Genomic DNA, 26123 nt, shown 5'->3' on the forward strand with positions numbered 1-26123 from the left:
ATGTCTGAATCAGAAACGCCCGAAACGCCCGATACTCCCGCCCGCACCGACATGACGGTGCCGGAGATGCGCGAATGGCTGCGCAACTGGGTGGCCAACACAACCGGGCAGGCGCCTGACGCGGTCGACGAGTCCACCCCGATGGTGGAGTTGGGACTGTCCTCGCGGGACGCGGTCGCGATGGCCAGCGATATCGAGGATCTGACCGGTGTGACGCTGACCGCGACGGTGGCCTTCCGCCACCCGACCATCGAGTCGCTCGCCACGGTGATCATCGAGGGTGAACCCGAGGTCGAGTTCGACGACGAGGGTGAGGACTGGTCGCGCACCGCTGATGTCGAGGACATCGCGATCGTCGGCGTCGCCACCCGCTTCCCCGGGGACCTGAACACGCCGGGCGAAATGTGGCAGGCGCTGCTCGAGGGCCGCGACGCGATCACCGACTTGCCCGAGGGCCGCTGGTCGGAGTTCCTCGCCGAGCCGCGCATCGCCGAACGGGTTGCCAAGGCCGCCACCCGCGGTGGCTACCTCACCGACATCAAGGGCTTCGACGCCGAGTTCTTCGCGCTGTCGAAGATGGAAGCCGACAACATCGACCCGCAGCAGCGGATGGCGCTCGAGCTCACCTGGGAGGCGCTGGAGAACGCCCGCATCCCCGCGTCGAGCCTGCGTGGCGCCAACGTCGGTGTGTACATCGGCTCGACCAACAACGACTACCAGTTCCTCGCCGTGGCCGATCCGACCACCGCTCACCCGTACGCGATCACCGGCACCACAAGCTCGATCATCCCCAACCGGGTGTCCTACTTCTACGACTTCCGCGGTCCCTCAATGTCTTTGGACACCGCGTGCTCGAGTTCGCTGGTCGCGACCCATCAGGGTGTGCGGGCGCTGCGGTCCGGTGAGACCGATGTGGCGCTGGTCGGCGGAGTGAACGCCATGATCACCCCGCTGGCGACTATCGGCTTCGACGAGGTCGGCGGTGTGCTCGCACCCGACGGCCGGATCAAGTCGTTCTCGTCTGATGCCGACGGCTATTCGCGCTCCGAGGGCGGCGGCATGCTGGTGCTCAAGCGGGTGAGCGACGCCCGCCGCGACGGTGACGAGATTCTCGCGATCATCGCAGGCAGTGCGGTCAACCACGACGGCCGGTCCAACGGCATGCTTGCGCCCAACCCGGACGCGCAGGCGGAGGTGCTTCGCAAGGCCTACAAGGACGCCGGAATCAACCCGCGCACCGTGGATTACATCGAGGCGCACGGAACCGGAACGATTCTCGGCGACCCGATGGAGGCCGACGCGCTCGGTCGCGTCGTCGGTCGCGGCCGCTCCGCGGACCAGCCTGCACTGTTGGGTGCGGTGAAGTCCAACCTCGGTCACCTGGAGTCGGCCGCTGGTGCGGCCAGCCTGGCCAAGGTGGCATTGTCGTTGAGCCGCAACAAGATTCCGCCGTCGATCAACTACGCCGGACCCAACCCGTACATCGATTTCGACACAGTCCGGCTGCGGGTGGTCGACAAGGTCACCGACTGGCCCCGCTACAGCGGCCATGCAATCGCCGGTGTATCCGGATTCGGCTTCGGCGGCGCCAACGCCCACCTGGTGGTGCGCGAGGTGTTGCCGTCGGATCTGGTTGACCCGCAGGAGGAATCCGCACCGGTCGAAGAGAAGGGCGCGGCCGACGCCGATGCCGTCTACGTCGGCGGGGTCCGGATGGACGAATACGGCGAGTTCGTCGACGAGGACGAGGTGGCCGAGGAGTACGCCTCGGCCGTCGCGTACGACGACGAGCCGGAGTTGCCCGGTCTGACCGACGAGGCGCTGGAGCTGATCGAAGCCGCGCGCGCCGAGTGGGAGGCGTCGGAGAAGCCCGCTCCCGTTGTACCGCTGGCTATTTCGGGATTCCTGACCTCACGAAAGCGCGCTGCGGCGGCCGAGCTGGCGGACTGGATCGACAGCCCGGCGGGCCGCGCGTCATCGCTGGAGTCAATTGGACGCTCGCTATCGCGGCGCAATCACGGCCGTTCTCGGGCTGTGGTGATGGCGCACGACCACGACGAGGCGATCAAGGGTCTGCGCGCGATTGCCGACGGCAAGCAGAGTCCGCTGGTGTACAGCGCCGACGGCCCGGTGACCAACGGTCCGGTGTGGGTTCTGGCCGGATTCGGTGCCCAGCACCGCAAGATGGGCAAGGAACTGTATCTGCGCGACCCTGTGTTCGCCGAGTGGATCAACAAGGTCGACGCACACATCCAGGACGAACGCGGTTACTCGGTTGTTGAGCTGATCCTCGACGATGCGATCGACTACACCAACGAGACCTGTGAGTACCCCATCGAAGTGGTCCAGACGGTGATCTTCGCCATCCAGATCGCGCTCGGTGAACTGCTCAAGCACCACGGCGCCAAACCCGGTGCGGTGGTGGGGCAGTCGCTCGGTGAGGCGGCCGCCGCGTATTTCGCCGGTGGTCTGTCGCTGGCGGATGCCACCCGCACCATCTGCTCGCGCGCACACCTCATGGGTGAAGGCGAGGCGATGCTGTTCGGTGAGTACATCCGGCTGATGGCGCTCGTCGAGTACTCGGCCGATGAGATCAAGACGGTGTTCTCCGACTACCCGGGCCTGGAGGTGTGCGTCTACGCCGCCCCCACCCAGACGGTCATCGGCGGCCCGCCGGACCAGATCGACGCGATCATCGCCCGGGCGGAATCGGAAGGCAAGTTCGCCCGCAAACTGCAGACCAAGGGCGCCAGCCACACTCAGCAGATGGACCCGTTGCTCGGTGAGTTGTCCGCCGAGATCCAGGGCATCGAGGCGCACCCGCTGCACACCGGATACTTCTCCACGGTGCACGAGGGCAGCTACATCCGCCCGGGCGGCGAGCCGATCCACGATGTGGAGTACTGGAAGAAGGGGCTGCGGCACAGCGTCTACTTCACCCACGGCATCCGCAACGCCGTCGACAACGGGCACACCACGTTCTTGGAGCTGGCGCCGAACCCGGTGGCGCTCATGCAGGTTGGGCTGACCACCGCGGCCGCCGGACTGCATGACGGTCAGTTGATCGCGACGCTGGCTCGCAAGCAGGACGAGGTCGAGTCGATGCTGGCCGCGATGGCGCAGCTCTACGTCTACGGGCACGATCTCGACTTCCGGACTCTCTTTGATTCGGGGTCGGAGGGGGCCAAGTACGCCGACATCCCGCCGACCCGGTTCAAGCGCAAGCCGTACTGGCTGGACGCACAGTTCACTGGCGACAGCTCGGTGATGATGCCGGGTAACCATGTGGCCACCCCCGACGGCCGGCACGTCTGGGAGTACTCGCCGAAGGGGCAGGCCGACCTGGCTGCACTTGTGAAATCTGCGGCGGCACAGGTTCTTCCGGACGCCAAGCTGACGGCATCCGAGCAGCGCGCGGTGCCTGGGGACGGCGCCCGCCTGGTCACCACGCTGACCCGCCATCCGGGCGGCGCCTCGGTGCAGGTGCACGCGCGGTTGGATAACGGGGCCGAGTCTTCGTTTACCTTGGTCTACGACGCCGTGGTCACCCGGGGCGGCGCAGCGTCGGCTCTGCCGTCCGCGGTCGCCACCGGTGTCGCGGTCACCGCTCCGGCCACCGAGGTTCCTGCCGGCGAGCCGGACGATGACGCCGAAATCTTGCAGGACAACCTGACTGCGGGTGCCGGCCTGGCCGCCGGCTTTGCCAAGTGGTCGCCGGATTCGGGTGAGACCATCGGCCAGCGACTCGGCGCGATCGTCGGCGGCGCAATGGGTTACGAGCCCGAGGATCTGCCGTGGGAGGTCCCGCTGATCGAGCTGGGCCTGGATTCGCTGATGGCGGTGCGGATCAAGAACCGCGTCGAGTACGACTTCGATATGCCGCCGATTCAATTGACGGCGGTACGCGACGCCAATCTCTACGCAGTCGAGAAGCTCATCGAATATGCGGTCGAGCACCGCGACGAGGTCGAGGCACTGGCCGAGAGCCAGAAGGGCAAGACGGCCGAAGAGATCGCCGCCGCCCAGGCCGAGATGATGGGCGGTGCCAGCACCGTCGCCGAACTCGAGGCCAAGCTCGCCGAGGCGGGTCGCCCGATCGCGACCGATGCCGAGGCGCAGGGCGAGCCGAATATCCCAGCGCCGCCGACAGATCCGGCCGGCCCGGGCGCGAAGTCCACTGCTGCCGCAGCGGCTGCCAAGGTCTTGACCCAGGAGGCTGTCACCGAAGCCCTCGGAGCCGACGTGCCGCCGCGCGATGCCGCCGAGCGCGTGACGTTCGCGACGTGGGCGATCGTCACCGGCAAGTCGCCGGGCGGCATCTTCAACGAGCTGCCCGCTGTCACCGACGAGACCGCCACCAAGCTGGCCGACCGGCTCTCCGAGCGCGCCGAGGGCACGATCAGCGTCGACGATGTGAAGTCCGCCAAGACGATTGAGGCACTGGCCACCATCGTGCGGGCTCAGCTCGAAGACGGTGTGGTCGACGGGTTCGTGCGTACCCTGCGAGCGCCGAAAGAGGGAAGCGCGCACGTCCCGGTGTTCGTCTTCCACCCGGCCGGCGGATCAACCGTCGTCTACGAACCGCTGCTCAAGCGGCTGCCCGCCGACACCCCGGTCTACGGTCTGGAACGTGTCGAGGGCTCCATCGAGGAGCGCGCCGCCGAGTACGTGCCCAAGCTGATGGAAATCAATGGCAAGGGCCCCTACATCCTCACCGGCTGGTCGCTGGGCGGGGCGCTGGCCTACGCGTGCGCGGTCGGCCTCAAGCGCAACGGCTGCGACGTCCGCTTCGTCGGGCTGATCGACACGGTGCGCGCCGGCGAGGAGGTGCCGCAGACCAAGGAGGAGATCCGGGCCCGCTGGGACCGCTACGCGGTATTCGCCTCGCGGACCTTCAACGTCGAGATCCCCGAAATCCCGTACGAGCAGCTCGAGCAACTCGATGACGAAGGTCAGGTGCGGTTCGTCCTGGACGCCGTCAAAGAGGCCGGGGTCGACATCCCGGGCGGCATCATCGAGCACCAGCGGACGTCATACCTGGACAACCGGGCCCTGGACACCGCCCATATCGAGCCCTACGACGGACATGTCACGCTCTACATGGCGGACCGCTATCACGACGACGCGATCATGTTCGAGCCGCGCTACGCCGTCCGCCAACCTGACGGCGGCTGGGGCGAATTCGTCGACGACTTGGAGGTCGTGCCCATCGGAGGCGAGCACATCCAGGCGATCGACGAGCCGTACATCGCCAAGGTCGGGGCCCATATGAGCGAAGCGATCAACCGTATCGACGCCGAGGAGAAGCAGGACTAGTGACTACTGAGAGCTCTCCCACCCACCACCCGGTAACAACTGCCGAAAAGCTCGCCGAACTCCGCGAAAAGCTGGAGCTTGCCAAGGAACCGGGCGGAGAGGCGGTCGCCGCGAAGCGCGACAAACGCGGAATCCCCAGTCCGCGTGCGCGAATCCATGAGCTGCTCGATCCGGGCAGCTTCCTGGAGATCGGCGCGCTGGCACGCACGCCAGGTGATCCGAACGCGTTGTACGGCGACGGTGTGGTCACCGGGCACGGCACCATCAACGGCCGTCCGGTCGGTGTGTTCAGCCACGACTACACCGTGTTCGGTGGCTCGGTGGGAGAGATGTTCGGCCGCAAGGTTTCCCGCCTGATGGAGTGGGTGGCGATGGTCGGCTGCCCGATCATCGGTATCAACGACTCCGGTGGCGCCCGCATCCAGGACCTGGCCACGTCGTTGGCCTGGTACGCCGAGCTCGGCCGTCGCCACGAGCTGCTCAGCGGCCTGGTTCCGCAGATCTCGATCATCCTGGGTAAGTGCGCAGGCGGTGCCGTGTACTCGCCGATCCAGACCGACCTCATCGTGGCTGTACGCGACCAGGGCTACATGTTCGTCACCGGGCCGGACGTCATCAAGGATGTCACCGGTGAGGATGTCACCCTCGACGAACTCGGCGGCGCCGACGCCCAGGCCAAGTACGGCAACATCCATCAGGTCGTCGACTCGGAGAAGGACGCCTTCACCTACGTCCGCGATTACTTGCAGTTCTTGCCCTCCAACACGTTTGACGATGCCCCGGTGATCAATCCCGGTCTGGAGCCGGAGATCACTCCGCACGATCTGGAACTCGACACCCTCGTGCCGGACGCGGACAACACCGCCTACGACATGCACGAGATCCTGCTGCGGATCTTCGACGACGGGGATTTCCTCGAGGTCGCCTCGCAAGCCGGCCAGGCGATCATCACCGGCTTCGCTCGCGTCGACGGTCGCCCGGTCGGGGTGATCGCCAACCAGCCGATGCACATGTCCGGCGCCATCGACAACGAGGCCTCCGACAAGGCCGCCCGCTTCGTGCGGTTCTGCGATGCGTTCAACACGCCTCTGGTCTTCGTCGTCGACACCCCGGGCTTCCTGCCCGGTGTCGAGCAGGAGAAGAACGGCATCATCAAGCGCGGCGGCCGGTTCCTCTACTCCGTCGTCGAGGCCGACGTGCCGAAGGTGACCATCACCATCCGCAAGTCCTACGGCGGCGCATACGCGGTGATGGGGTCCAAGCAGCTCACGGCCGACTTCAACTTCCTGTGGCCGACTGCGCGCATCGCCGTGATCGGCGCCGAGGGTGCGGCCCAGCTGATCGTCAAGCGGTTCCCCGACCCCACCGCCCCTGAAGTGCAGGAGATCAGGCGCCAGTTCATCGAGGGGTACAACCGGGACATGGCCACCCCGTACGTGGCGGCCGAACGCGGTTATGTCGACGCGGTGATCGAGCCGCACCTGACTCGCCTGCAACTGCGCGGCGCCATGCGGATCCTGCGGGACAAGCAGATCCTGCGCGTGCAGCGCAAGCATGGTCTGATCCCGATCTAATGCGCCGCCGGGGTTATCCCCAGGGTTTACTCACACCTGTGTAATTCGCCCGCGCGGACGCCGGCTGATGGCAAAGTTGACGAAACGTCGGTGATCGCGAGGCCGGCCGCCTTACCGTTGGTCGGTGACCACCGAGAAGATCGAGTTGGCCGCCACCGGCCAAGACGGCCGCCACCTCTACACCTGCCCGTTGTGTGAGGCCATGTGCGGCTTGGAGATTCAGGTCTCCGACGGCCGCGTCGCCAGCATCCGCGGGAACTCCGACGACGTCTGGAGCCGAGGGCACCTGTGCCCGAAGGGCGCATCGCTGGGCGCTATCCACGAAGACCCCGACCGGATCCGTAAGCCGATGGTCAAGGTCGACGGGCAGTGGCAGGAGGTCAGCTGGGATGCCGCCTTCCGGCGCTGCACCGAACTGCTGACCCCGGTGATCGCCGAGCATGGCATCGGCGCGGTCACCTGCTACACCGGCAATCCGCTGGCGCACTCTTTCTCGCTGGGCCGCTACACCGGCGTCCTGCTGGGCATGTCTGGAATCCCCGTCAGCTACTCACCGGGCACCGTCGACCAGTGGCCGAAGAACCTCTCGTCGCATCTGATGTACGGCAACTGGTGGGGATTCCCGGTTCCCGACATCGAACGCACCGACCTGCTGGTGGTGATGGGCGCGAATCCGGCGGCCTCACAGGGCTCGCTGCTGGCCGCCCCCGATGTGATGGGCATCCTCGGCCGCATCGACAATGTGATCGTCATCGACCCCGTGCGCACCGCGACCGCGGCGAAGGCGAACGAATGGCTACCGATCACCCCGGGCACCGACGCTGCACTGCTGCTCGCCGTCGTGCACACCTTGTTCGACGAAGACCTGGTCCGCATGGGCCGCCTGGCCGACCACGTCGACGGCGTCGATACCCTGCGGGCGGCCGCGGCCGACTGGTCACCGGAGCGGGTTGCCCCGGTGACGGGTATCGACGCGGACCGCATCAAAGACCTCGCCCGCCAACTGGCGGGTACCGAACGAGCCGTGGTGTACGGGCGAATCGGGTTGTGCAATCAAGAGTTCGGGAGCCTGGCCAGCTGGCTGGTCGACGTCGTCAACATTCTCACCGGCCACTTCGACACCGAGGGCGGTGCCATGTTCCCCCGGCCCGCGGTGTGGACTGTCACCGCCCAACCGCAGCCCGGTCTGGAGGGTGGGCTGGCCGAGTTCGGCCGCTGGCAGACCCGGGTTCGCGGCGCCAAGGAGGTACTCGGCCAGGTGCCGGTCTCGTGCCTGGCGGAGGAGATCGAAACACCAGGGGAGGGGCGGATTCGCGCGCTGATCACGGTGGCGGGCAACCCGGTGCTGTCGACGCCGCAAGGGCATCGCCTCGACGAGCTGTTGCCCGGCCTCGACGCGATGATCGCGGTTGACTTGTGGCTCAACGAAACCACTCGTCACGCCGATGTCATCCTGCCCGGCCTGTCGCCGCTGGAGCAGCCGCATCACGACGACCTGATCCTGGCGTTCGCGATCAACAGCATCGCCAACTACTCGGCGCCGGTGTTCACCCCCGAGGATCCCGACCGCCCGGAGGAGTGGGAGATCTTGGTGCGGCTCACCGGCCTGTGCGCGGGTACGCCCGCCGAAGAGGTCGACGTCGCCGCGATCGACGACGGGTTCTTCGACTATCTGTGTTTCACTCAGGGACTCGACGGCGGGCAGGTGCGCAGCCACTACACGCACGGCGGGCCGGAACGCATTCTCGATCTGACTCTGCGTACCGGACCATTCGGTGACCGCTACGGCGAGAATCCGGATGGGCTGAGCCTGGCGAAGCTCAAGGAGCAGCCCAACGGGATCAACTTCGGACCGATGGTGTCCCAGGTACCCGAGATCCTCAACACCTCCGACAAGAAGATCCGTCTGGCCCCGCAGTATCTGCTCGACGACATCCCGCGACTGGGCCGGCGTCTCGATCGCGAGCCCGACGAGCTGGTGCTGGTGAGCCGGCGCCATCTGAGGTCGAACAACTCGTGGCTGCACAATGTTTCGGCCTTGATGAGGGGCCGTGACCGCTGCACCCTGCTGATGCATCCCGATGACGCCGCTCGCCGCGGTGTCGCCGCCGGGCAGACGGTGTCCGTTCAGTCCTCGGCTGGACGCATCGAGGTGCCGGTGGAGGTGACCGACGCCATCAAGCCCGGTGTGGTGTCGATGCCGCACGGCTGGGGCCACGGCAAACCCGGGACACGGATGTCGGTGGCCAACGGGTCACCCGGGGTCAACACCAACATCCTGTCGCCACCGACATTCCTCGACGAACCGTCGGGCAACGGTGCGCTGAACGGGATCCCGGTGACCGTCGCCGCTGCCCCGGCCGGTTAGCCGCAGTTCGGCTCGACCCGCAACACTACCGTCGCGTGCGATGGAATCGCCTCGCCCGCAAGGTCACTCGGGGTGCTGCTGACGGCGTGGGTCCACAGATCGCGAACCCGGTAACACGGGGTGCGGGGCAGGCCCACGGCGGCTGCGGTGGTGACAATCGTTGCGGGCTGTGAATCCGGGTTGGTCATCGAGATCGCGACCGCGCCCCCGGCCAGCGGCTTGACCATGATCCGCCGGTCCCCGGCGAGGGGGCGGCCCTGCCTGACGAGCCGGTCCTGGTCGACCGCGATGATGTCGGGATTGATCAGCAGCTCGCGGGTCTGCCCGGACATGGTGCGAATGTCGTTGCCGGCCAACAGCGGTGCCGCCATCATCGCCCACAGCGAGACGTGGGTGCGCTGCTCGTCGAGGGTCATACTCGGGCCGTGCTCGCCAGCCAAGGTCTCGACCATCCCCTGATGGTCGGCGACGAAGTCCGGCCAGGAGATGCCGGCCACCAACATGTCCGGGTCGTTGAAGTAGCCGGGCCGGCTGCGGGTGGCCAGCGGGACGTCGGCGTCGACCTGCTCGGTGACCCCGAATACCGGGCCGGCCGTCCCGGTCTGGCTGTGCCACACCGGAACCAGGTCGATCGTGGTGCGCGACATGTCGGCGATTCCCGACCAGTCGTAGTCGGAGCCGGCGGACGGGTCACCTGAGGTGTTCGGGTTGATGCTGTACAAGATCTGTCTTCCACTGCGCTGCAGCGCATCCCGCATGGCGGTGAACGCGCTTTCCTGATCCGATCGGTTCTGGTCGGTACTGCACCAGTCGTATTTCAGGTAGTCCACACCCCACCGCGCGAACGTGGCCGCGTCGGCCGCTTCGTGGCCCCTGCTGGCGTTCGCTGCGCCGAGTCCGCACAGCTCGTAGCTGGGGCTGGCGTACAGGCCCAACAGCATCCCGTGGGCGTGGACGTACTGCGCCACAGCCGGGATGCCACCGGGAAACCGGCTCGGGTCGGCCCGCAGATCGCCGGCACTGTCACGGGTCCCGGCCGCCCAGCCGGCATCGAGATTCACATAGCGGTACCCGGCGTCGCGCATCCCGGAGGACACCATCGCGTCGACGGTCTCGTCCACGGTGCGCTCGGACAACGGGATGCCGGAGTTCCACGAGTTCCACCCCATCGGCGGGATGAGGGCCGCTGGTGCAGGCCGGGCAGGCGGCCGGCCGCAGGCCGCGACGCCCGCAGCCAGCAGAACTAGGCAGCCGAGGAGCGTCGGTAGTCGGCGCATAGCGCAAGGGTAGGAGGTGCTTCCCCGAAGTGAGCGTGTGCCCGGGTCATCACCTGTTCGGCCTGCGCCGGGTCGGTGGTGTCGGCGGCGATCAACAGCAACCGAGCGCTGCTGTGGCCGTGGCCGATTCGCACCAGGCCTGCCGCGTTCCGGTCGACGGCCACCACGCGGTTGCCGGCCGCCAGCAGTGCTCGGGCCAGCCGATATCCGCGGTCCGTTCCGGCGTCGAGGACCAGAACGAAGGGGCTGTCCTTGGTTTTCGCTGGAAATGCCATGCCCCCATCCAACGGTCCGGACGTGAGTGACGGCTTTGTCGCTGCTGGGAATTTCTGCTGCGAAGCATGATCCGACACCGTGTACCACCTCACCTCCGTACACTCCGGCGAATGAGCGATATCGACGTCGAATCGATCCGGACCGCCGGGGCGGCCATCGGCGAGGCCATCAGCGTGTTCATGCTCAACCCGGACACCTTCGAAAAGAGTCTCGCGGCCGGCTATCCGGACCCGTTCGCCGCGTACTTCGCCGGCCGCGGCGGCGTCCTCGGCGACGCCACCGGCACCACGGTCACCGCGGTGTTCGCCGTCTTCGAACCGAACCTTGCGCGGTCGTGCTGGGAGAACGGCGTCGCGGTGCACCCCGCGTCGGAAAGTTGCCGGCTCTACTGGGATCAGCTCGCCGAGTTCGGCAGGACCTACCTCGCCGGGGCCGAGGGGCTGGACCGCGTCGCCGAGCTGGGGGAGAAGGTCATCGCCGGCGCCCCCGAACCCGGCCTGCCGCTGTATGCGGGCTGGCGGGCCATGCCGCTGGCCGACGACGCTCCCGCACGCGCCCTCCAGGTGATGATGGTGCTACGGGAACTGCGTGCCGCCGTGCACTTCAACGCCCTGACGATCTCCGGGCTGAGCCCCGTCGAGGCGCACATCCTCAATCACGGCACGGACTACGCCGCGTTCATGGGCTGGCAGCCGCCGTACGTCGACGCTGCCGGCAAGGAAGACGTCTACGACCAGGTCGAGGACCTCACAAACCGTCGGATGGCGCAGATCTACGAGTCGGCGCTGACGGCGGCCGAGGCCGACGAGCTGGCCCGGTTGAGCGTGGCCGCGCTGGCGACGTTGAAGGCCAGCGCACCGGCCCCCGTCGGCGCCTGACACCGGTTTGCTGCGTTGGTTCGATGGCGGACCCAGACACCCCTTAAGATGCCCCAATGCCGTTAGCTGACGGCCAGATCGTCGCGGGTTACACCATCCTGCGGACACTGGGCGCCGGAGGGATGGGCGAGGTGTACCTCGTCCAGCACCCCCGGCTGCCCCGGCACGACGCACTCAAGGTGCTCGGTTCCGCGGTCAGCGCCGACGACGAATACCGCAAGCGGTTCAACCTCGAAGCCGACATGGTGGCCACGCTGTCGAACCGGCACATCGTGACGATCTACGACCGCGGCGAGTTCGACGACAAGCTGTGGATCGCGATGGAGTACATCGACGGCACCGACGCCTCCCGGCTGCTCGCCGAGCGTTACCCGTACGGGATGCCACCGGCCGAGGTGGTGCGGATCATCACCGGGGTCGCCGAAGCCCTGGACTACGCGCACAGTCGCGGACTGCTCCACCGCGACGTCAAACCCGCCAACATCCTTTTGGGTCTTCCCGGCACGGGTGACGAGCGAGTGATGCTCGCAGACTTCGGAATTGCCCGTTGGATGGGTCAGTCGAGCGATCTGACCGGAACCAATATGACCGTCGGAACCGTCGCCTACGCCGCCCCTGAACAACTCAAGGGCGAACAGATCGACGGTCATGCCGATCAGTACGCGCTGGCCGCGACGGCATACCACCTGCTGACCGGCATGCCGCCGTTCCAACACACCAATCCGGCGATCGTGATCAGCCAGCATCTGAGCTCCGATCCGCCCGCCATCGGCAACAAGAGGCCCGAACTCGCCTGCCTGAGCCCGGTTTTCGCCAAGGCGCTGGCCAAGGATGCCGGCAAGCGCTACACCCGCTGCATCGACTTCGCGCGAGCGCTGCAGCAGGGCATCGGCACCGCCGAACGGCAGACCGGTGCGACCGACGTGACGAGTTCGGCACCGGTGCCCGGTGCTTCGGTGAGGGCTGGTGCGGGTCGCCACGCCAGGCCGGAGTCCGGCCCGTCACGCCGGCGGCTGCTGATCCCGGCGATCCTGGGTGCGGTGGTGATCATCGCCGGTGCGGCCGCGGGCCTTTCGCTCCTGCTCGGTCACCGCGGTGTGAACACCACCACGACCGCACACACCCCGGCGCCACCGCCTGCGGTCTCGAGTCGGATGGATCTGCCGGTCGTGGTGATCGGCGCGAACTGTGCTGTCCTCGGCGCAGCCGCGGTCAGCGAGAAGGGCGCGCCTGCCTACTGCGCGCACGCGGCTGCCGGCGCCGATCCGATCGTGTGGTCGCTGCAGCCCGAGAAACTGGCGACCGGCGGCTCAGGCTAGCGCCGCCGGCCGACTCCACCCGCACGGCGGATTACAGCGGAATCCACTGCCCCAGGAACCAGAAGCCCCAGCCTGCCCCGTTGCCGGCCGGCATCGGCTGGACCCACTGGCCGTTCCAGTTGAACGGCTGGTGGTCTTGACGAGCCTGATCGACGTTGCGATGCTGCCAGTCGCCCGGACCGTTGTTCTGGTTGCCGGGCCCGTTGTTCTGGTCGGGTCCATTGTTCCACCCATTGTTGGGGCCCTGGCAGTTCTGCGGACCGGGGCCGCCGCACTGGCCGGGATCGGCGCTCGCGGTTCCGATACCGAGCCCGAACAGTCCTGCCGCACCGATGCCGACCGCCGCGGTCGAGGTGTAGACCAATCGTCTGAGATTCATCGTCATATCCGTTTCGTTGCTCGAGTTTCGCTTGCGGTGACGACGTTATGGACCGGGGATTTGTGCCAGCTGTGACACGAATTGGCGCGCGCTGAGGGAGTCATAACGTATCGAAAACGGTCTGGTATCAGTGACTTTGCTAAACATCCAGGTGTTCGCGAGTTTGTTGCCAGCCGACTCTACGAACTTTCGGCGTTGTGGCGCATGGCTTTTGCGCACGTAAATAGTTAGACATGTCAGCTGTGAACACAGGAATCCGGTCAGTGCTTCTGATGGCATCCGTTTGCGCCGTGGTGGTCATGGGTGCGGTCGGCTGCGGATCAAAGGCCACCACGGGACCGACAACCGTCACCGTCACGTCGACACCGACCACGACGACGACCACCGCCGCTCCTGCGACGCATCATCAGTACAACTCCGGCTCAGGGGGCGGAGCGCAACCGCAGCAGACCGTCGTCGAGACCCAGGCGCCGCAGACCGTCACCGCGACTCAAGACCCGCAGACCGTGACCAATACCGAAACGGCAACGCAGACTGAGACATCCGTGGCCACCTCGATCGCCACCGCTACCCAGACCGTCACGGTGGCGCCGAACCGGCCGTTCGGGCCGAATGGCTTCGGCAACCGCAACGGCGGCTAACTGCGTTCTCTGGGCAGCGTCTGGCCGCGGAAGAAGGCCGGAGCCTTGAGGTTCCACAGGATCATCAGCACCACACCGAACGCCAGGCTGAGCACGCCGACGACGAACGCGGTGCCGATGCCCAGCAGGGAACCGCCCGAACCTGTGCTCGGATCGGCCATCAGGTACGCCTCGACGACGCCCACCGGGATCAGGATCAACGCACCGATGCCGGGCAGGATCACCTGCCCCATCGCCGTGCGCCACGAACGAAAAGCGGTGCGCCAGAAGTACACCACCGAGGAGATCGCCACCACGGAGTAGTACGTCATGATCGCGATGCCCACGCTGTAAACCGAATCCGACACCACGCTGTCGCTGACCACATCCAGCACGCAATAGATCACCAGGCTGGTCACGCCGATCACCCAGGTCGCGTACTTGGGCGTCGAGCTCGCTTCGCTCACCGAGGCGAACCGGTCCGGCAACGCCCGGTAGGTCGCCATCGACAACAGCCCGCGAGCCGTCGGCATCACGGTGGACATCGTCGCCGAGAACGCGGACAACCCGACCACCAGCGCTGCCAGCATCGCGCCGCGTTCGCCGATGGACTGGGTGGCCAGCGTGGTGAACACGTCGTCGACGTTGCCCTCGTGAGTCAGGCTCGTGTCACTGTTCGGGTCGATACCGGCGAACGCCAGCGCCGCGACGGAGAAGATCACGTAGGTGGCAACCGTGATCAGGATCGCGGTGACGCCGCTGCGACCGGCGTCGGCCGACGTTCCGGAGGTTTCCTCGGACATCGCCAGTGAGGCGTCGAAACCCCAGAAGATGAAGATAGCCACCAGGAAGCCGCCCAGTAGACCGCTGAAGTCGTGAATTGCGAACGGGTTGAACCACTCCCAGGAGAACGACTCAGCGCTTGCGCTCTGCCCACCGCGGAATACCGGGATGATCATGATGATCGCGAACAGCAGCAGCCCGCCATACTGGATGATCGTCAGGATCAGGGTGGTGCGGGATGATTCTTCGGCACCGCGGGCCACCAGCCACGTTGTCAGCAGGATGAATCCCGTGGCGACGATGATGTCGAACCACACCGGCGAGGAGTCCATGCCCACCAGCACCGCGGCGGCGTTGGTCAGGATCCCGGCGGCGCCGACACCGGCCAGGATCGACGACAGCACCAGCGCGAAACCGCCCATCCAGCCGATGTGCGGGGCGATCGCCTTGGAGCCCCAGGTGAACACGGTGCCGGCATCCGGTGCGGCGTCGGTGAGGTGCTTGTAGGCCAGTGCGACGAAGTACATCGGGATCACGGCGATGATGAAGACGATGGGGAGCTGATAGCCCGATTCCTCCGCGCCGTGCCCGAGTGCACCGGTCAGCGAATAGGCCGGAGCGGTGGCCGCCAGACCGATGGCGACCGCTCCCACGAGGGAGACGGATCCCTTCTTGAGGCCTTTGGAGCGCAGGCCGTGCATCAACGGATCGACGATTGCTGCGTCTTCGGCCATCAGCGGATTGTGCCACCGCAGGTGCCGAATGAGCGTCGTTACGGCGGGATCGAACCGCCGTCGGGTCAGCGTCCGCTGACGGCTTTGGCGGCGGGCCTGCCGGAGTGGCCGAGGCCGGACCCGGGCCGGTGGGAGCGCCGTTGCGGTGTCGCGGCTTTTCGGGGTTCCGATGTCTTGGTGACTTTCCGATCCGGCCGCGGGCCGGGTCGCACCGAGCGGTGCGATGTGGTGGCGGATGCTGAATTGCTGGGCTGCGAGCGCAGGCTGGTCACCCAATTGCGCACGGCCGCAAGCGCCCCGGCGACCATGCCGATCGGGATTCCCACAATCGCACCCACGATGCCGGCCAGCGGGACGAGCGGGGTGAGCGCCGGACCCAGCACCGGAATCTTGTTGAGCACGTTGAGCGCCACGAGTCCGGTGCCGATATAACCGAAGAAGAATCCGGAACCGGCACCCGCGATCACGCCGCCCGCGATGTTCGGCAGGCTCGGCCGGACGCTGACCTGATCGGCCGCCGCCGCAGCCACCGGCAGCGCGGCGAGCTGAACGACCTCGACGGACACTCGCGGGGTGAGCGCGGCGGTGGGCTTCGGCGGCTCCGCCGTCGTGGTGGCGAGCATGACTGTGCCTGCAGCGATCGCCGCCACCGCGGCGACCACCGGTCGACTCCTGAAGATGTGTTCCATGACCCCACACTGGCCACACCGGGCCGCAGTGATGTCAGTACCGCGGTACTGAATTTCCGGAGGGCAGGAGCGAAGCGACCCGGGAAGTGTTTCCGGAGGGCAGGAGCGAAGCGACCCGGGACATGTTTCCGGAGGGCAGGAGCGACGTTACGGCTTGATCCTGATGGGTCCCGGCTTCCACAGGCCGCTGCGCGTTGCCGTGCCCAGCTCGATCTGGGCGGGCTCGGCGGGAACGATCGTCTCGAACTGGCGCAGCGAACCCCAGTCGCGGCCCCAGTCATGCGACAGATAGGTCGACATGACGTGCGCGCGCAGCAGCAGGTCGGTGATTCCGAGCAGACCGCCGTTACGACCGTCCTCCCAGGTGTCGGTGTCCTGCTTCTTGGCGGTGTAGTCCGGGGTGATCCGGAACTTCGGCACCTCGGTGACGCCGTTGGCGTGCAGCATCGGCTGCTGGCACGGGAACGCCAGGCCCACCGCCCAGTCCATCAACACCGGCTGGGTGGAACCGACGAACTCCTGAACCGACCGCAGCTCGGGCACCCGCGGCGGAGTCACGGCCAGCCAGTCGCCCTGCGACAGGGAGCGGTCCTGCGCCACGATGCGCACGGTGGTGGCATCGGCCGGGATCTCCGAGCGCGGATAGCGCAGGTTGCGCCATGACGGTGCCGGACCGAGGTCGTAGGGGCTGACCCGGCCGGCGGGCACCGGGGCGCCGTCCGGTCCGGGCTTGCCGTACTCCAGCTCGATGGTCTGCCCGTCGGTGAAGCCGTTGAGCACGCTGAGTCCCGCGATGGTGCCTGCGGCGGTGACGACGACCAGGGGATGACCATTGTCGTTGGGCGGCAACTGATACCACGCGGAGGTCAGCGTGGCGTCCTGCTGCGGGCCGACGAAGTAGCTGCCTGCCAGCGGAACGCGCGCCGGGTCGAGGCCGTAGGGCAAGGGCACGGTCGAACCGTTGACCCCCGGCGTGTCCAGCTTGATCGGCTGATCCCAGTCGTAATCCGTGCCGGGTTGCGGATTGGTCATCCGGATCGCCTCGGCCACAATGTGTTCCGGCACGCCGCTGGGCGTGAAGCCAACCGGGTTGGTGCCGCCCAGTGGGCCGAGCGGCCCGTAGTCGCCGGGCAGCGGGGTCAGAAATCCCGCGTTGGCGTCCGGTTCCACCAAGACGTCGTCGGCCAGTCCGCAACCGCCGGAGAACGATCGCAGGTTGGCCCAGGCGTTCGAGTAGGTCGGGTACTGGCGCACCACGCCCGCGGCCATCGAGGCGATGAACACCAGGACCATGAATCCGGCCGCCACCGGGATCGGGGCGGTGGTCACGGCCCGGGCAATGCGGCCCTCGCCGTGGTCACGGGTGCTGAAGTGCAGCCAGGTCGTGTAGATAGCCGAGACCGCGAACAATGCGAAAAATATTGTGCTGACCGTGATTCCGGCGATCTTCGGCATGGCGTTGTTGAACGGCGCGCCGTAGCTGGACACATACCACCAGCCGTTGGTGGTGGCGAAGCACAACGCCAGCAGGAAGAACACCGCGGTGACGACGGTCATCCGGTTGCGCGACCAGCGCAGCACCGCCGGTGAGGCGAGCACGGTGGCCAGCGCAGCCATGGCCGCACCGACCGCGGCGAACAGCCCGAAGTGATGCACCCACTTGGTCGGGGTGAACATCAGGAAGAACATCGTCGCGAAGATGACGCCCATCAGCCGCCACACCGGTCCACGGGCCACCCCGGGAACACGCTTGCGGCGCAACATGATGAACATCGACATGAACAGCGACAGCGCGGTCATCAGGAAGCCGAACCGTCGTGACAGCGAGCCGTCCACGGTCGGCAGGATCAGGTAGTAGTAGCGCAGGTTTTCGGTGTACCAGGCCTGGCTGGGTCCGATATCGGTGCGAATCCTGGTGGCTTCCAACACCGTTGCCAGGGTCTGGTCGGCGAAGACAACGGTCAGGATGATGGTGCCTGCGGCCAGCAGTGGCAGCACCAGCGGCCAGGTGCCCACCAGTGCGCGCCTGCGCACCAGGATTCGCAGGATCGGCCGGCCACCGGCGATCAACGCGGCGACGGCGATCAGGCCGGTGGGCTGGATACCGAGGGTGAACGCCGCGCTGATGATCGCCAGCGCCGCCGGAGTCAGCCGGCCGGAGATCACCGCGCGTTCGATGAGTACATAGGTGATCAGAGCGCCGGTCGCGATCTGGCCCTCGGGGCGCAGGCCGTTGTTGAACGGCATCCACGCCGCCATCAACACCAGGCCCGCGGCCCACAGCGCTGGCCGGCTGGCGATCACGGCGGGGCCCAGCCGGGGCAGCACCTCGCGGGACAGCAGCAGCCAGCAGACCAGCGCACAGACCAAGTCCGGCAAGCGCATCCAGATGCTGGCGTCGCTGACGTGGGTCATCAGCGCCAGCACGTTGTAGAACCAGCCGAACGGGTCTTCGGGGCTGCCGAACCAGCGGAAGTAGTTCGACATGTAGCCGGCGTGGTCGGCGACGCGGGCCATCTGCAGGATGTAGCCGTCGTCGGAGGAGTTGGCTCCGATCACATGCCAGATCAGGAATCCCGCCACCACGGTCACGTCGACCGCGGTGAAGGTGCGCCAGCGCTGTGGAATCCAGGAGTGCATGCGGCGCCCGTCGAGGCGGTCCAGCCGCCACAGGGCCACCAGCGCGATCACGGTTGCGGTCATCGCCAGCAACATCGCGGCCAGCTTCAACACCGTTGGCGTTGTGGAGAACCGGGTGTCGATCGTCGCCGAGACGGTCAGCCCCGGCGGCGCCGGACCGACCAGATCGGTGAACACTCCGACGATCGCCGGCCGCAGGTTGGGGTCGGCAAACCCGCTGCGCAGATCCTTGCCTGTGGTCGGATCGTTCAACCCGACGAACGTGGCGAATGTCCCGTCCGTCGTCGAGGTGATCTCGATGCGCTGACACTGAGCGGAGACCGCCCGCGCGCGCGGCACGCTCGCGACCACCACATTGCGGTCGGTGATGTCGACGCGTTGCGCGTTGACGTTGACGAACAGCGAATTGAGCGCTGCCTCTTTGCCCTTCTGTGGCGCGAGCCCCAGCACCAGGCCGCCGGCGGGCGGCATGGACCGGATGACGTCGCAGGGGACCGTCGCGGTCACCGACACCGGTGCCTGCGAGATCAGCGGTGCGGTGACGTTATTCAGCTGACCGGCCTGGGGCCAATTCAGCGTCGCGGTGGTCTGTTCCACCGGCAGCAGCGGAGTCAGCACCGACAGCACGAAGCCCACCAGTCCGGCGACCGTGGCCACCCAGCGGGTGATGTTCACGTCCCGCGTCATGGCAGTGCCCTGATCGGTCCGCTACGGCTCCAGCCGAATGCCGTCTTGGTGCCCTGGTCGATGACGGCGTTCGGCGCTTCCGACGACGGCACCAGCCGGACATATCGCTCGATCGCACCCCAGTCGCGATACCAGTCGTCGCGCAGGTACGTCGGGACGGTCGCCGTGGTCAACAGTCCCTGGATGAACAGGAACGGTCCACCGGCGCGCGCGGATTGCCACATATTGCTCGACACCACCACCTGCTTGAGGTTGGGCAGGATCCGGTACTCCGGCAGTTCGGCGACGCCGAGGTGCTCGGAGAACGGGCGCTGGCACGGGAAGTTCGCGGCGGTGGCGATGTCCATCATCACCGGCGTCTGCGAGCCGAGGAATTGCTGAGCGGTCTCCAGCACCGGCACCCGCGGCGGGGTGAAGCCGAACCACTGGTCGGTACTCAGGTTCGGGTCGTCGGCGACGATGCGCGCGACGTTGGCCTCCGGCGGTGCCCACGACAGCGGGAAACGCAGGTTGCGCCAAGCCTTTTGGGCGATCACATCGATGGGTTGCACCGAGTTCAGCGCCTGGAAGCTGCCGTCCGGCCGCTGCACACCCCACTGCAACTTCAGTGACTGCCCGTAGTTGAACTGGCCCTCTTCGTCGTAGAACCAGATCGCGCCGGCGGCGGCGACGGTCACCAGCGGCCGGTCCGGGGTGCGAGGCGGCAGTTGGTACCACGCCGAAGTCGCCTTGGCCGCAACGGTGTTCTCGTTGTAACTGCCCATCACCGGGGTGGTCTTCGGGTCGAGCCCGAACGGCAGGAAGACCCGCGAGCCGTTGACGCCGACCGGGCCGTACCCGCCGCCGGTGCCTGCCGCGAAGGCGATGCCCGCGTTGGGCTTGTTGGGTGACCCGTCGGAGTTGACGGTGCCGGGGTTGGCGACAAAAGGCTCGGCCGGCTCCAGGGTGTCACTGATGCCGTTAGGCGTGAAGCCGACCGGGTTGTCCCCGCCGAGCGGCCCGTACTGACCCCACTTCTGACCCGGAACCGGTTGCAACATACCGGCATTCGGGTCCGCCTCGACCAGAACGTCGTCGGCCATCGCGCAGCTGGTGTCGGACAGGCCCGACTTCAGCGCGGACAGGTTGGCGGCGGCGGTGGTGTAGGCGGGGTAGCGCTGCACAAAGGCCTTGGTCATCGAGCCGACCTCGAGCAGCACCATGATGATCGCGAAGACCAACAGCGGAGTCGACGCCAGAGCCCGGTTGCGGCCGGTGTTCTTGACCTCGGTGTGCCCGGCGTAGTCCATCCGGAAGTGCAGCCAGCCGGCGGTCAGGCCGGACAGGATCGCCAATCCGAGGAACATCGTCGTCACGGGCTGGTGGGCGATCACCGGCTGACGGTCGAACCAGGGCACGCCGTAGTTGCCGACGTAGAACCAGCCGTTGGTGCCCGACGTCGCCCACGCCAGGACAAAGAGCAGGGCGGTCACGTAGAGGGCGAGATTGCGTCGGTTGTGCAAGCCGACGCGGGCGAAGGCGAACGCGGTGACCGCGCCCAGCGCCCCGGCCAGCCCGGCGAACGCACCGAACTGCACCGCCCACTTGGTCGGGGTGAAGTGCAGCAGCAGCAGGCCGATCGCGGTGCTGCCGAGCAGCCGCCACACCGGGCCGCCGGCCACCCCGGGCACATGGCCGCGGCGCAGCAGCACCGCCAGCATGCCGAACAGGCACAGCATCATGACCAGGACGGCGAAGCGGCGGGTCAGTGAGCTTTCCGAATTGTCTTCGACGGTCAGGAAGTAGTAGCGCAGGAAGTCCTGGTACCAGGCGATCGTCGGGCCGACCACGTACTTGATGCGGGCGGATTCGGCGACAGCCGCCAGGGTCTGGTCGCGGAAGACGACGACGAAGATGACCGACAGTGATGCGGCGAGCGCGGCCAGGGGCGCCAGCAGGCCGTCGGTACCGCGGCGGGCTTTGATCGCCCGGGCGACGGCGCGGGCCCCGACGAGCAGCGGCGCGATCGCGATCAGGCCCTGCGGGGCGAGCGTCACACTGAAGACGGCGACGACGATCGCCAGTGCTGCCGGAACCAGCCGCCGGGTGGCGATGGCGTTCTCCACCAGGATCCACGCCGCCAGCACGCCGAACGCGATCAGCGGTTCGGGTCGCAGCCCGTTGTTGAACGGCAACCACGCAGCCAGGAACACCGCGCCCGCGGTCCATACCGTGACCCGGTTGAGCGACAACCGCCTGCCCAGCCGGGGCAGCACACAGCGGCTCAGGATCAGCCAGGTGCCGATGCCGGCGATCGTGGCGGGCAGTCGCATCCAGACGCCGGCGGTGCTGATCGCGGCGAGGTGGGCGAGCACCGACTGATACCAGTCGAAGGGCGCCTCGGTGGCTCCGAAGTAGCGGAAGTAGTTGGCGGTGTAGCCCGCTTCGCCGGAGACCCGCGCGATCGTGAGGTTGTAGCCGTCGTCGGAGGAGATGGCGCCGACGACATGCCAGAGCAGCAACCCACCGATCACCCCGACGTCGGCCACCCAGGTGGCCGGGCGGGCTGTGAACACCCGACGCCACGCTCCGCGGACGCGACGACCTGCCCTCCGGTCGAGCACGCCGAGCGCGACCACCGACGCGACCACACAGGCGATACCGAGCACCATCACCGCGATCTTGAGTGCGCTGGGGCTGGTGATGAACCGGGTGTCGATGTCGATATGGGCGCTCAGGCCCGGCTGCGCCGCGACTTTCAGATCCGTGAAGACACCGGCGACCTGTGGCTTTTTCTCCGGCGCGAGGGTGCCGGTGGCGCCGGGGATGCCGGCGAAGTCGGCGCCCACCCCGCCGGGCCCGGCCCAGATCCGCAGGTCGCGGCAGCCGCCCGCGGCGATGGCTGGGCGGGGCGCCACGGCGGCGACGGTGTCACGGAACGCGACGACGACGGTGGCGGCGTTGGCACGCACGAACAGCCCGTTGCGGCTGGAGTCGATGCCCGCAGGCGGAATCGTCGAGAAGACCAGGCCGCCCTCGGCGGGCAGCGTTGCGATGGCCTGGCAGGGGATCGACACCTCGAGCGACTGCGGTGCGCCGGACACCAGCGGCGCGGTGATGTCGCTGACCAGGCCGTCCGGGCCGGGCGCCTGCGGCCACTGGATGCTGGCGGTGGTCTGCGTGACCGGCAGCAGCGGCACCACACCGCACAACAGCACACCGAGGATTCCGGCTACGACGGCGACGAGCCGGGCGATCCGGGTGACGTCGGCTCTGTCGCTTGGCACGAGGCTCGATGGTAGGCGACGAAGGTGTGTCGGTTCGGAAGGCCTGCGGGCGCTCCTGAGAATCGAGAGCCGAATGTTAGGTAGGTCGCAGCGGAGCCGGGCTCCACAGCCCGCTACGGGTGGCGGTGCCGAGATCCAGACGCGCCGGCTGAGCGTCGGGATAGAACGGGTTGAGCCGCTGCAGGGCGCCCCAGTCTCGGAACCAATCGTCACGCAGATAGCTCGGCACCGTGACCGCGCGGTACAGCAGCTCGCTGATGCCGAGCGGGCCGCCGCCGATGTTGTCCATCACAGGTGAGTTGGCTTCGGCGCCGAACCGGTCCGGCAGGATCCGCCACTTCGGTGGCTCAATGACGCCGTACTGATGACCGAGCGGCCGCTGGCAGGGGAACGCCAGTCCGACAAGCCAATCCAGTAGCACCGGATCCTGCGATCCGACCACGTCCTGCAGGCTGCGCAGCTTGGGGATGCGCGGCGGGGTGATCGCGATCCAGTGCTGGGGTGAGAGGTCGTCGTCGGTGGCGACGAGTCGAATGTGGGTGGCGTCGCGCGGGATCGCCGACAGCGGGGCGCGCAGGTTGCGCCACGCCGGTGCAGCGCCGACGTCGCCGAACAGCACCGTGCCGCCCGATTTGCCCTCGGCGGTCTGTTGGTCGGTCGCCCACTGCACCTGGACCTCGTCCTGGTCGAATCGGCCCGCGGCCGCGACGACCAGCAGTGGGGAAGCGGTCCAGTCGGCAGGCAGTTGGTACCACGCCGAGCGCAGCACCGCGGGCTGCTGCACGCCGGGGCGCCAGCTGCCCATCACCGGGGTGCGGGCCGGGTCAAGGCCGTAGGGCAGCCGGGCGCGGGATCCGTTGACGCCGGCCGCCACCGTGGTGCCGCCTTCGGTACCGGCCTCGCTGCTGGTGACCAAGCCGTCGCTGTCGACGAAGCTGCCGCCGCCGGGTGGCTCCATCACCGGGTCGGCGGAGACATCGGCGGGGATCCCGTTGGCTGTGAAGCCCTCGGCCGTCGTCGCTGCCAGCGCGTCGCCCACCGGCACGCCGACGATCGGGGCCAGTGTCCCGGCGTTCGGGTCCTCCTCGACCAGGACGTCGTCGGCCAGTCCGCACGTCTTACCGGTCAGCGCCTGCAGATTCGAGCGGCCGACCGACCACGCAGGCCACTGTTCGGTCATTCCCAGCGTCAGCGAGAGCACCTCGAAGATCACCAGCAGCCAGGCCATCGTCGCCAGCGGCGAGCCGATGAAGCGCGACCACCACCGGGCGCGCGCGGGGACGCGGGTGTCGCGGCCGGAGAAGTGGAACCAGGCGGCCACGAGCAGGGCGAGCACCGTCAGGCCGAGCAGCATCGTGGTGAACCCGAAGTGCCATTCCGGGAACTGGTTCGACCACGGCACACCGAAGTTCGAGACGTACCACCAACCGTTCACGCTGGCGAACGACAGCGCGGTGATGAACAGGACCGCGGCGGCGAAGATCGCCCGGTTTCTTCGGGATCGCAGGACATGCGCGGTGACGGCGACCGCGGCCAGCGCGCCCAGGGACCCGGCCAGTCCGGCGAACACCCCGAAGTGGTGCGTCCACTTCGTCGGGGTGAACATCATCGCCAGGAACGAGATGATCGTGATCCCGATGATGCGCCGGCTGGGGCCGGCGGCGGTTCCGGGGATGTGGCCGCGACGCAGGATCATCGCCACCGAGACCGCCAGCGCGACGAGCAGGGCCAGCACCGCGAACCGCCGCGAGACCGATCCGTCGGGGCTCGCCATGAACAGCCGCTCGTAACGGATGTGCTCGTCGAACCAGCTCAGGCTGGGCCCGACAGCCGACTTGAGCGCGTTGGCCTGTACTTCGCCGACCAGGGTCTGGTCCCGGAAGATCAGGATGAGCGTGACTGTCCCGGCTGCCAGGATCGGCGCGAGCAGGGGCAGCAGTCCGAACTGCCGGGATCGTCGGTGCAGGATCGTGCGCAGCGGGCCGATCGCCACCAGCAGCGCACCGATCGACGCGATTCCGGTGGGGCCCGAGAACAACGTCAGCGCCCCGATGATGCAGGCGAACGCGACGGGAAGCAGCCGACTGGTGGCCACCCCACGCTCGACCGAGCACCAGGTCAGCAGGATGCCCAGCGCGATGATCGGCTCGGGGCGCAGGCCGTTGTTCAGAGGCAGCCAGAACGCCAGGAACATGCCGGCCGCGGTCCAGACGGCAGCGCGGCTGGTCTTGACGGCGTGGCCGAGCCGGGGGATCACCTCACGGCTGATCAGCCACCAGCACACCAGGGCCATGCCGAGGGTCGGCAGCCGCATCCAGTCGCTCGACGTCGAGACATGCGCCCACACCGCCAGCAGGTCGTAGTACCAGCCGAACGGCGCTTCCGGCGTGCCGAACCAGCGGTAGTAGTTGGCCATGTAGCCGGCGTGCTCGGACACCCGGGCCATGGTCAGGATGTAGCCATCGTCGGAGGTGTTGGCGCCGACGAAGTGCCACCAGACCAGGACGGCGAGAACCAATCCGTCCAGTGGGGTCACCGACCACCAGCGCGACGGCAGGAAACGCCGCTGCCGGACACCGTCGGCGCGATCCATGACGTGCAGCGCACCGAGCGCGACGATGGTCAGCACCGCGCCGAGCACCATCGCCGCCATCTTCAGCACCGTCGGGGCGCTGCTGTACCGGGTGTCGATGGTGGCGTGCACACTCAGCCCTGGCGGTGCCGGGCCGGACAGATCGGTGAAGATCCCGACGATCTGGGGCCTGAAGTCGTAGCCGCTGCGTTCGCCTGCCAGCGGCTTGCCGGGAGCGTTGCTGTCGGCGCCCTGGGTGAGACCGACGAACTCGGCGGTCACCCGGTCGGCGTGCGCGGTGAACGTCAGCTTCTGACACGCCGGGCTGAGCACCTCGCTCATCGGAGCGACGACGACGGGGGTGTTGCGGACGACGACCACGAGGACGTCGTTGGCGCGTTGGATCAGCATGCCGCGGTCGACGGCCTTGGGTGCCTGCTTGGGGACCGTGGACAGCAGCACCGTCTTGTCGGGACTGTTCAGCCCGGCGGCTGCGCGACACGGCACGTCGATGGTCAAATCGGTTGCCACGTAGCTGATCAGCGGCGCGGTGACGCTGTTCAGCACCCCATTCTGCGGCCAGTTCAGTTCTGCGGTGGTTTGCTTGACCGGCAGCAGCGGCGTGAGGATCGCCAGCCCGGCGCCCAACAGACCTGCGATGACAGCGACAAGACGGGCGGTCCGGTACTTCGCCCGCGTCTCGTTCACGGAGCTAGATATTAATTGGCGGTCCGAGACGGCCATC

At 67.5% G+C, this 26123-nt stretch carries 14 protein-coding genes; 6 read left to right on the top strand and 8 right to left on the bottom strand.

What is annotated here, in order from left to right:
• The 3 genes from pks13 (at position 1) to G6N32_RS01050 (ending at position 9258) form a co-directional block, all read left to right on the top strand.
• Positions 1-5316: a polyketide synthase Pks13 gene (pks13, locus tag G6N32_RS01040; protein WP_163789070.1), complete on the top strand. Its 5316-nt coding sequence runs from the start codon at positions 1-3 to the stop codon at positions 5314-5316.
• Positions 5316-6890 carry an acyl-CoA carboxylase subunit beta gene (locus tag G6N32_RS01045; protein ID WP_115317740.1) on the top strand — a complete coding sequence of 525 codons (1575 nt, stop codon included), beginning with the start codon at positions 5316-5318 and terminating at the stop codon, positions 6888-6890. Before pks13 ends, G6N32_RS01045 begins: the two co-directional genes overlap by 1 nt.
• Before the next feature lie 124 nt (positions 6891-7014).
• A complete protein-coding gene (locus G6N32_RS01050) occupies positions 7015-9258 on the top strand; it encodes a molybdopterin-dependent oxidoreductase (protein ID WP_115317739.1) in 2244 nt (747 codons plus the stop codon).
• On the opposite strand, the gene G6N32_RS01055 is transcribed toward G6N32_RS01050, so the two are convergent.
• Positions 9255-10535 (bottom strand): glycoside hydrolase family 27 protein, encoded by a 1281-nt coding sequence (locus tag G6N32_RS01055; RefSeq protein ID WP_115317738.1) that lies wholly within the window; start codon positions 10533-10535, stop codon positions 9255-9257. The two genes, G6N32_RS01050 and G6N32_RS01055, sit on opposite strands and share 4 nt — an antisense overlap.
• Positions 10502-10810 (bottom strand): SDR family NAD(P)-dependent oxidoreductase, encoded by a 309-nt coding sequence (locus G6N32_RS01060; protein ID WP_115317737.1) that lies wholly within the window; start codon positions 10808-10810, stop codon positions 10502-10504. Before G6N32_RS01060 ends, G6N32_RS01055 begins: the two co-directional genes overlap by 34 nt.
• Positions 10811-10921: 111 nt before the next feature.
• Here G6N32_RS01060 and G6N32_RS01065 point away from each other — a divergent pair, with 111 nt between their 5' ends.
• On the top strand, positions 10922-11689 hold the full coding sequence (locus G6N32_RS01065; RefSeq protein WP_115317736.1) for an SCO6745 family protein: 768 nt from the start codon (positions 10922-10924) through the stop codon (positions 11687-11689).
• A gap of 56 nt (positions 11690-11745) precedes the next feature.
• Complete coding sequence (locus G6N32_RS01070; RefSeq protein WP_115317735.1) at positions 11746-13008, top strand: serine/threonine-protein kinase; 1263 nt, start codon at positions 11746-11748, stop codon at positions 13006-13008.
• A gap of 31 nt (positions 13009-13039) precedes the next feature.
• On the opposite strand, the gene G6N32_RS01075 is transcribed toward G6N32_RS01070, so the two are convergent.
• On the bottom strand, positions 13040-13387 hold the full coding sequence (locus G6N32_RS01075; RefSeq protein WP_115318914.1) for a hypothetical protein: 348 nt from the start codon (positions 13385-13387) through the stop codon (positions 13040-13042).
• Between the two features lie 272 nt (positions 13388-13659).
• Between G6N32_RS01075 and G6N32_RS01080 the strand changes: the two genes are divergently transcribed.
• Positions 13660-14028, top strand: a complete 369-nt coding sequence (locus G6N32_RS01080; RefSeq protein ID WP_147291962.1) for a hypothetical protein — start codon at positions 13660-13662, stop codon at positions 14026-14028.
• Here G6N32_RS01080 and G6N32_RS01085 read toward each other — a convergent pair.
• From G6N32_RS01085 to G6N32_RS01105, 5 genes are all read right to left on the bottom strand, one after another.
• Positions 14025-15524: an APC family permease gene (locus tag G6N32_RS01085; protein ID WP_115317733.1), complete on the bottom strand. Its 1500-nt coding sequence runs from the start codon at positions 15522-15524 to the stop codon at positions 14025-14027. The genes G6N32_RS01080 and G6N32_RS01085 overlap by 4 nt on opposite strands.
• 65 nt (positions 15525-15589) lie before the next feature.
• Entirely contained in the window at positions 15590-16213 is a 624-nt protein-coding gene (locus G6N32_RS01090; RefSeq protein WP_115317732.1) for a hypothetical protein, read from the bottom strand.
• A 147-nt stretch (positions 16214-16360) separates the two neighbouring features.
• Positions 16361-19540, bottom strand: a complete 3180-nt coding sequence (locus tag G6N32_RS01095; RefSeq protein ID WP_115317731.1) for an arabinosyltransferase domain-containing protein — start codon at positions 19538-19540, stop codon at positions 16361-16363.
• Positions 19537-22806: an arabinosyltransferase domain-containing protein gene (locus G6N32_RS01100; protein WP_115317730.1), complete on the bottom strand. Its 3270-nt coding sequence runs from the start codon at positions 22804-22806 to the stop codon at positions 19537-19539. The genes G6N32_RS01095 and G6N32_RS01100 overlap by 4 nt, the downstream gene beginning before the upstream one ends.
• Positions 22807-22882: 76 nt before the next feature.
• Entirely contained in the window at positions 22883-26122 is a 3240-nt protein-coding gene (locus G6N32_RS01105; protein WP_115317729.1) for an arabinosyltransferase domain-containing protein, read from the bottom strand.
• Position 26123 lies beyond the last annotated feature (1 nt).

The sequence above is a fragment of the Mycolicibacterium aichiense genome (genome assembly GCF_010726245.1).
GTDB classification, from domain to species: Bacteria; Actinomycetota; Actinomycetes; order Mycobacteriales; family Mycobacteriaceae; genus Mycobacterium; species Mycobacterium aichiense.

What these genes read in the sequence shown, in the direction of transcription:
- pks13 (WP_163789070.1), top strand. Translation starts at nt 1, where the DNA reads ATGTCTGAATCAGAAACGCCCGAAACGCCCGATACTCCCGCCCGCACC.
- G6N32_RS01055 (WP_115317738.1), bottom strand. Translation starts at nt 10,535, where the DNA reads ATGCGCCGACTACCGACGCTCCTCGGCTGCCTAGTTCTGCTGGCTGCG.
- G6N32_RS01060 (WP_115317737.1), bottom strand. Translation starts at nt 10,810, where the DNA reads ATGGCATTTCCAGCGAAAACCAAGGACAGCCCCTTCGTTCTGGTCCTC.
- G6N32_RS01065 (WP_115317736.1), top strand. Translation starts at nt 10,922, where the DNA reads ATGAGCGATATCGACGTCGAATCGATCCGGACCGCCGGGGCGGCCATC.
- G6N32_RS01070 (WP_115317735.1), top strand. Translation starts at nt 11,746, where the DNA reads ATGCCGTTAGCTGACGGCCAGATCGTCGCGGGTTACACCATCCTGCGG.
- G6N32_RS01075 (WP_115318914.1), bottom strand. Translation starts at nt 13,387, where the DNA reads ATGAATCTCAGACGATTGGTCTACACCTCGACCGCGGCGGTCGGCATC.
- G6N32_RS01080 (WP_147291962.1), top strand. Translation starts at nt 13,660, where the DNA reads ATGGCATCCGTTTGCGCCGTGGTGGTCATGGGTGCGGTCGGCTGCGGA.
- G6N32_RS01085 (WP_115317733.1), bottom strand. Translation starts at nt 15,524, where the DNA reads ATGGCCGAAGACGCAGCAATCGTCGATCCGTTGATGCACGGCCTGCGC.
- G6N32_RS01090 (WP_115317732.1), bottom strand. Translation starts at nt 16,213, where the DNA reads ATGGAACACATCTTCAGGAGTCGACCGGTGGTCGCCGCGGTGGCGGCG.
- G6N32_RS01095 (WP_115317731.1), bottom strand. Translation starts at nt 19,540, where the DNA reads ATGACGCGGGACGTGAACATCACCCGCTGGGTGGCCACGGTCGCCGGA.
- G6N32_RS01105 (WP_115317729.1), bottom strand. Translation starts at nt 26,122, where the DNA reads ATGGCCGTCTCGGACCGCCAATTAATATCTAGCTCCGTGAACGAGACG.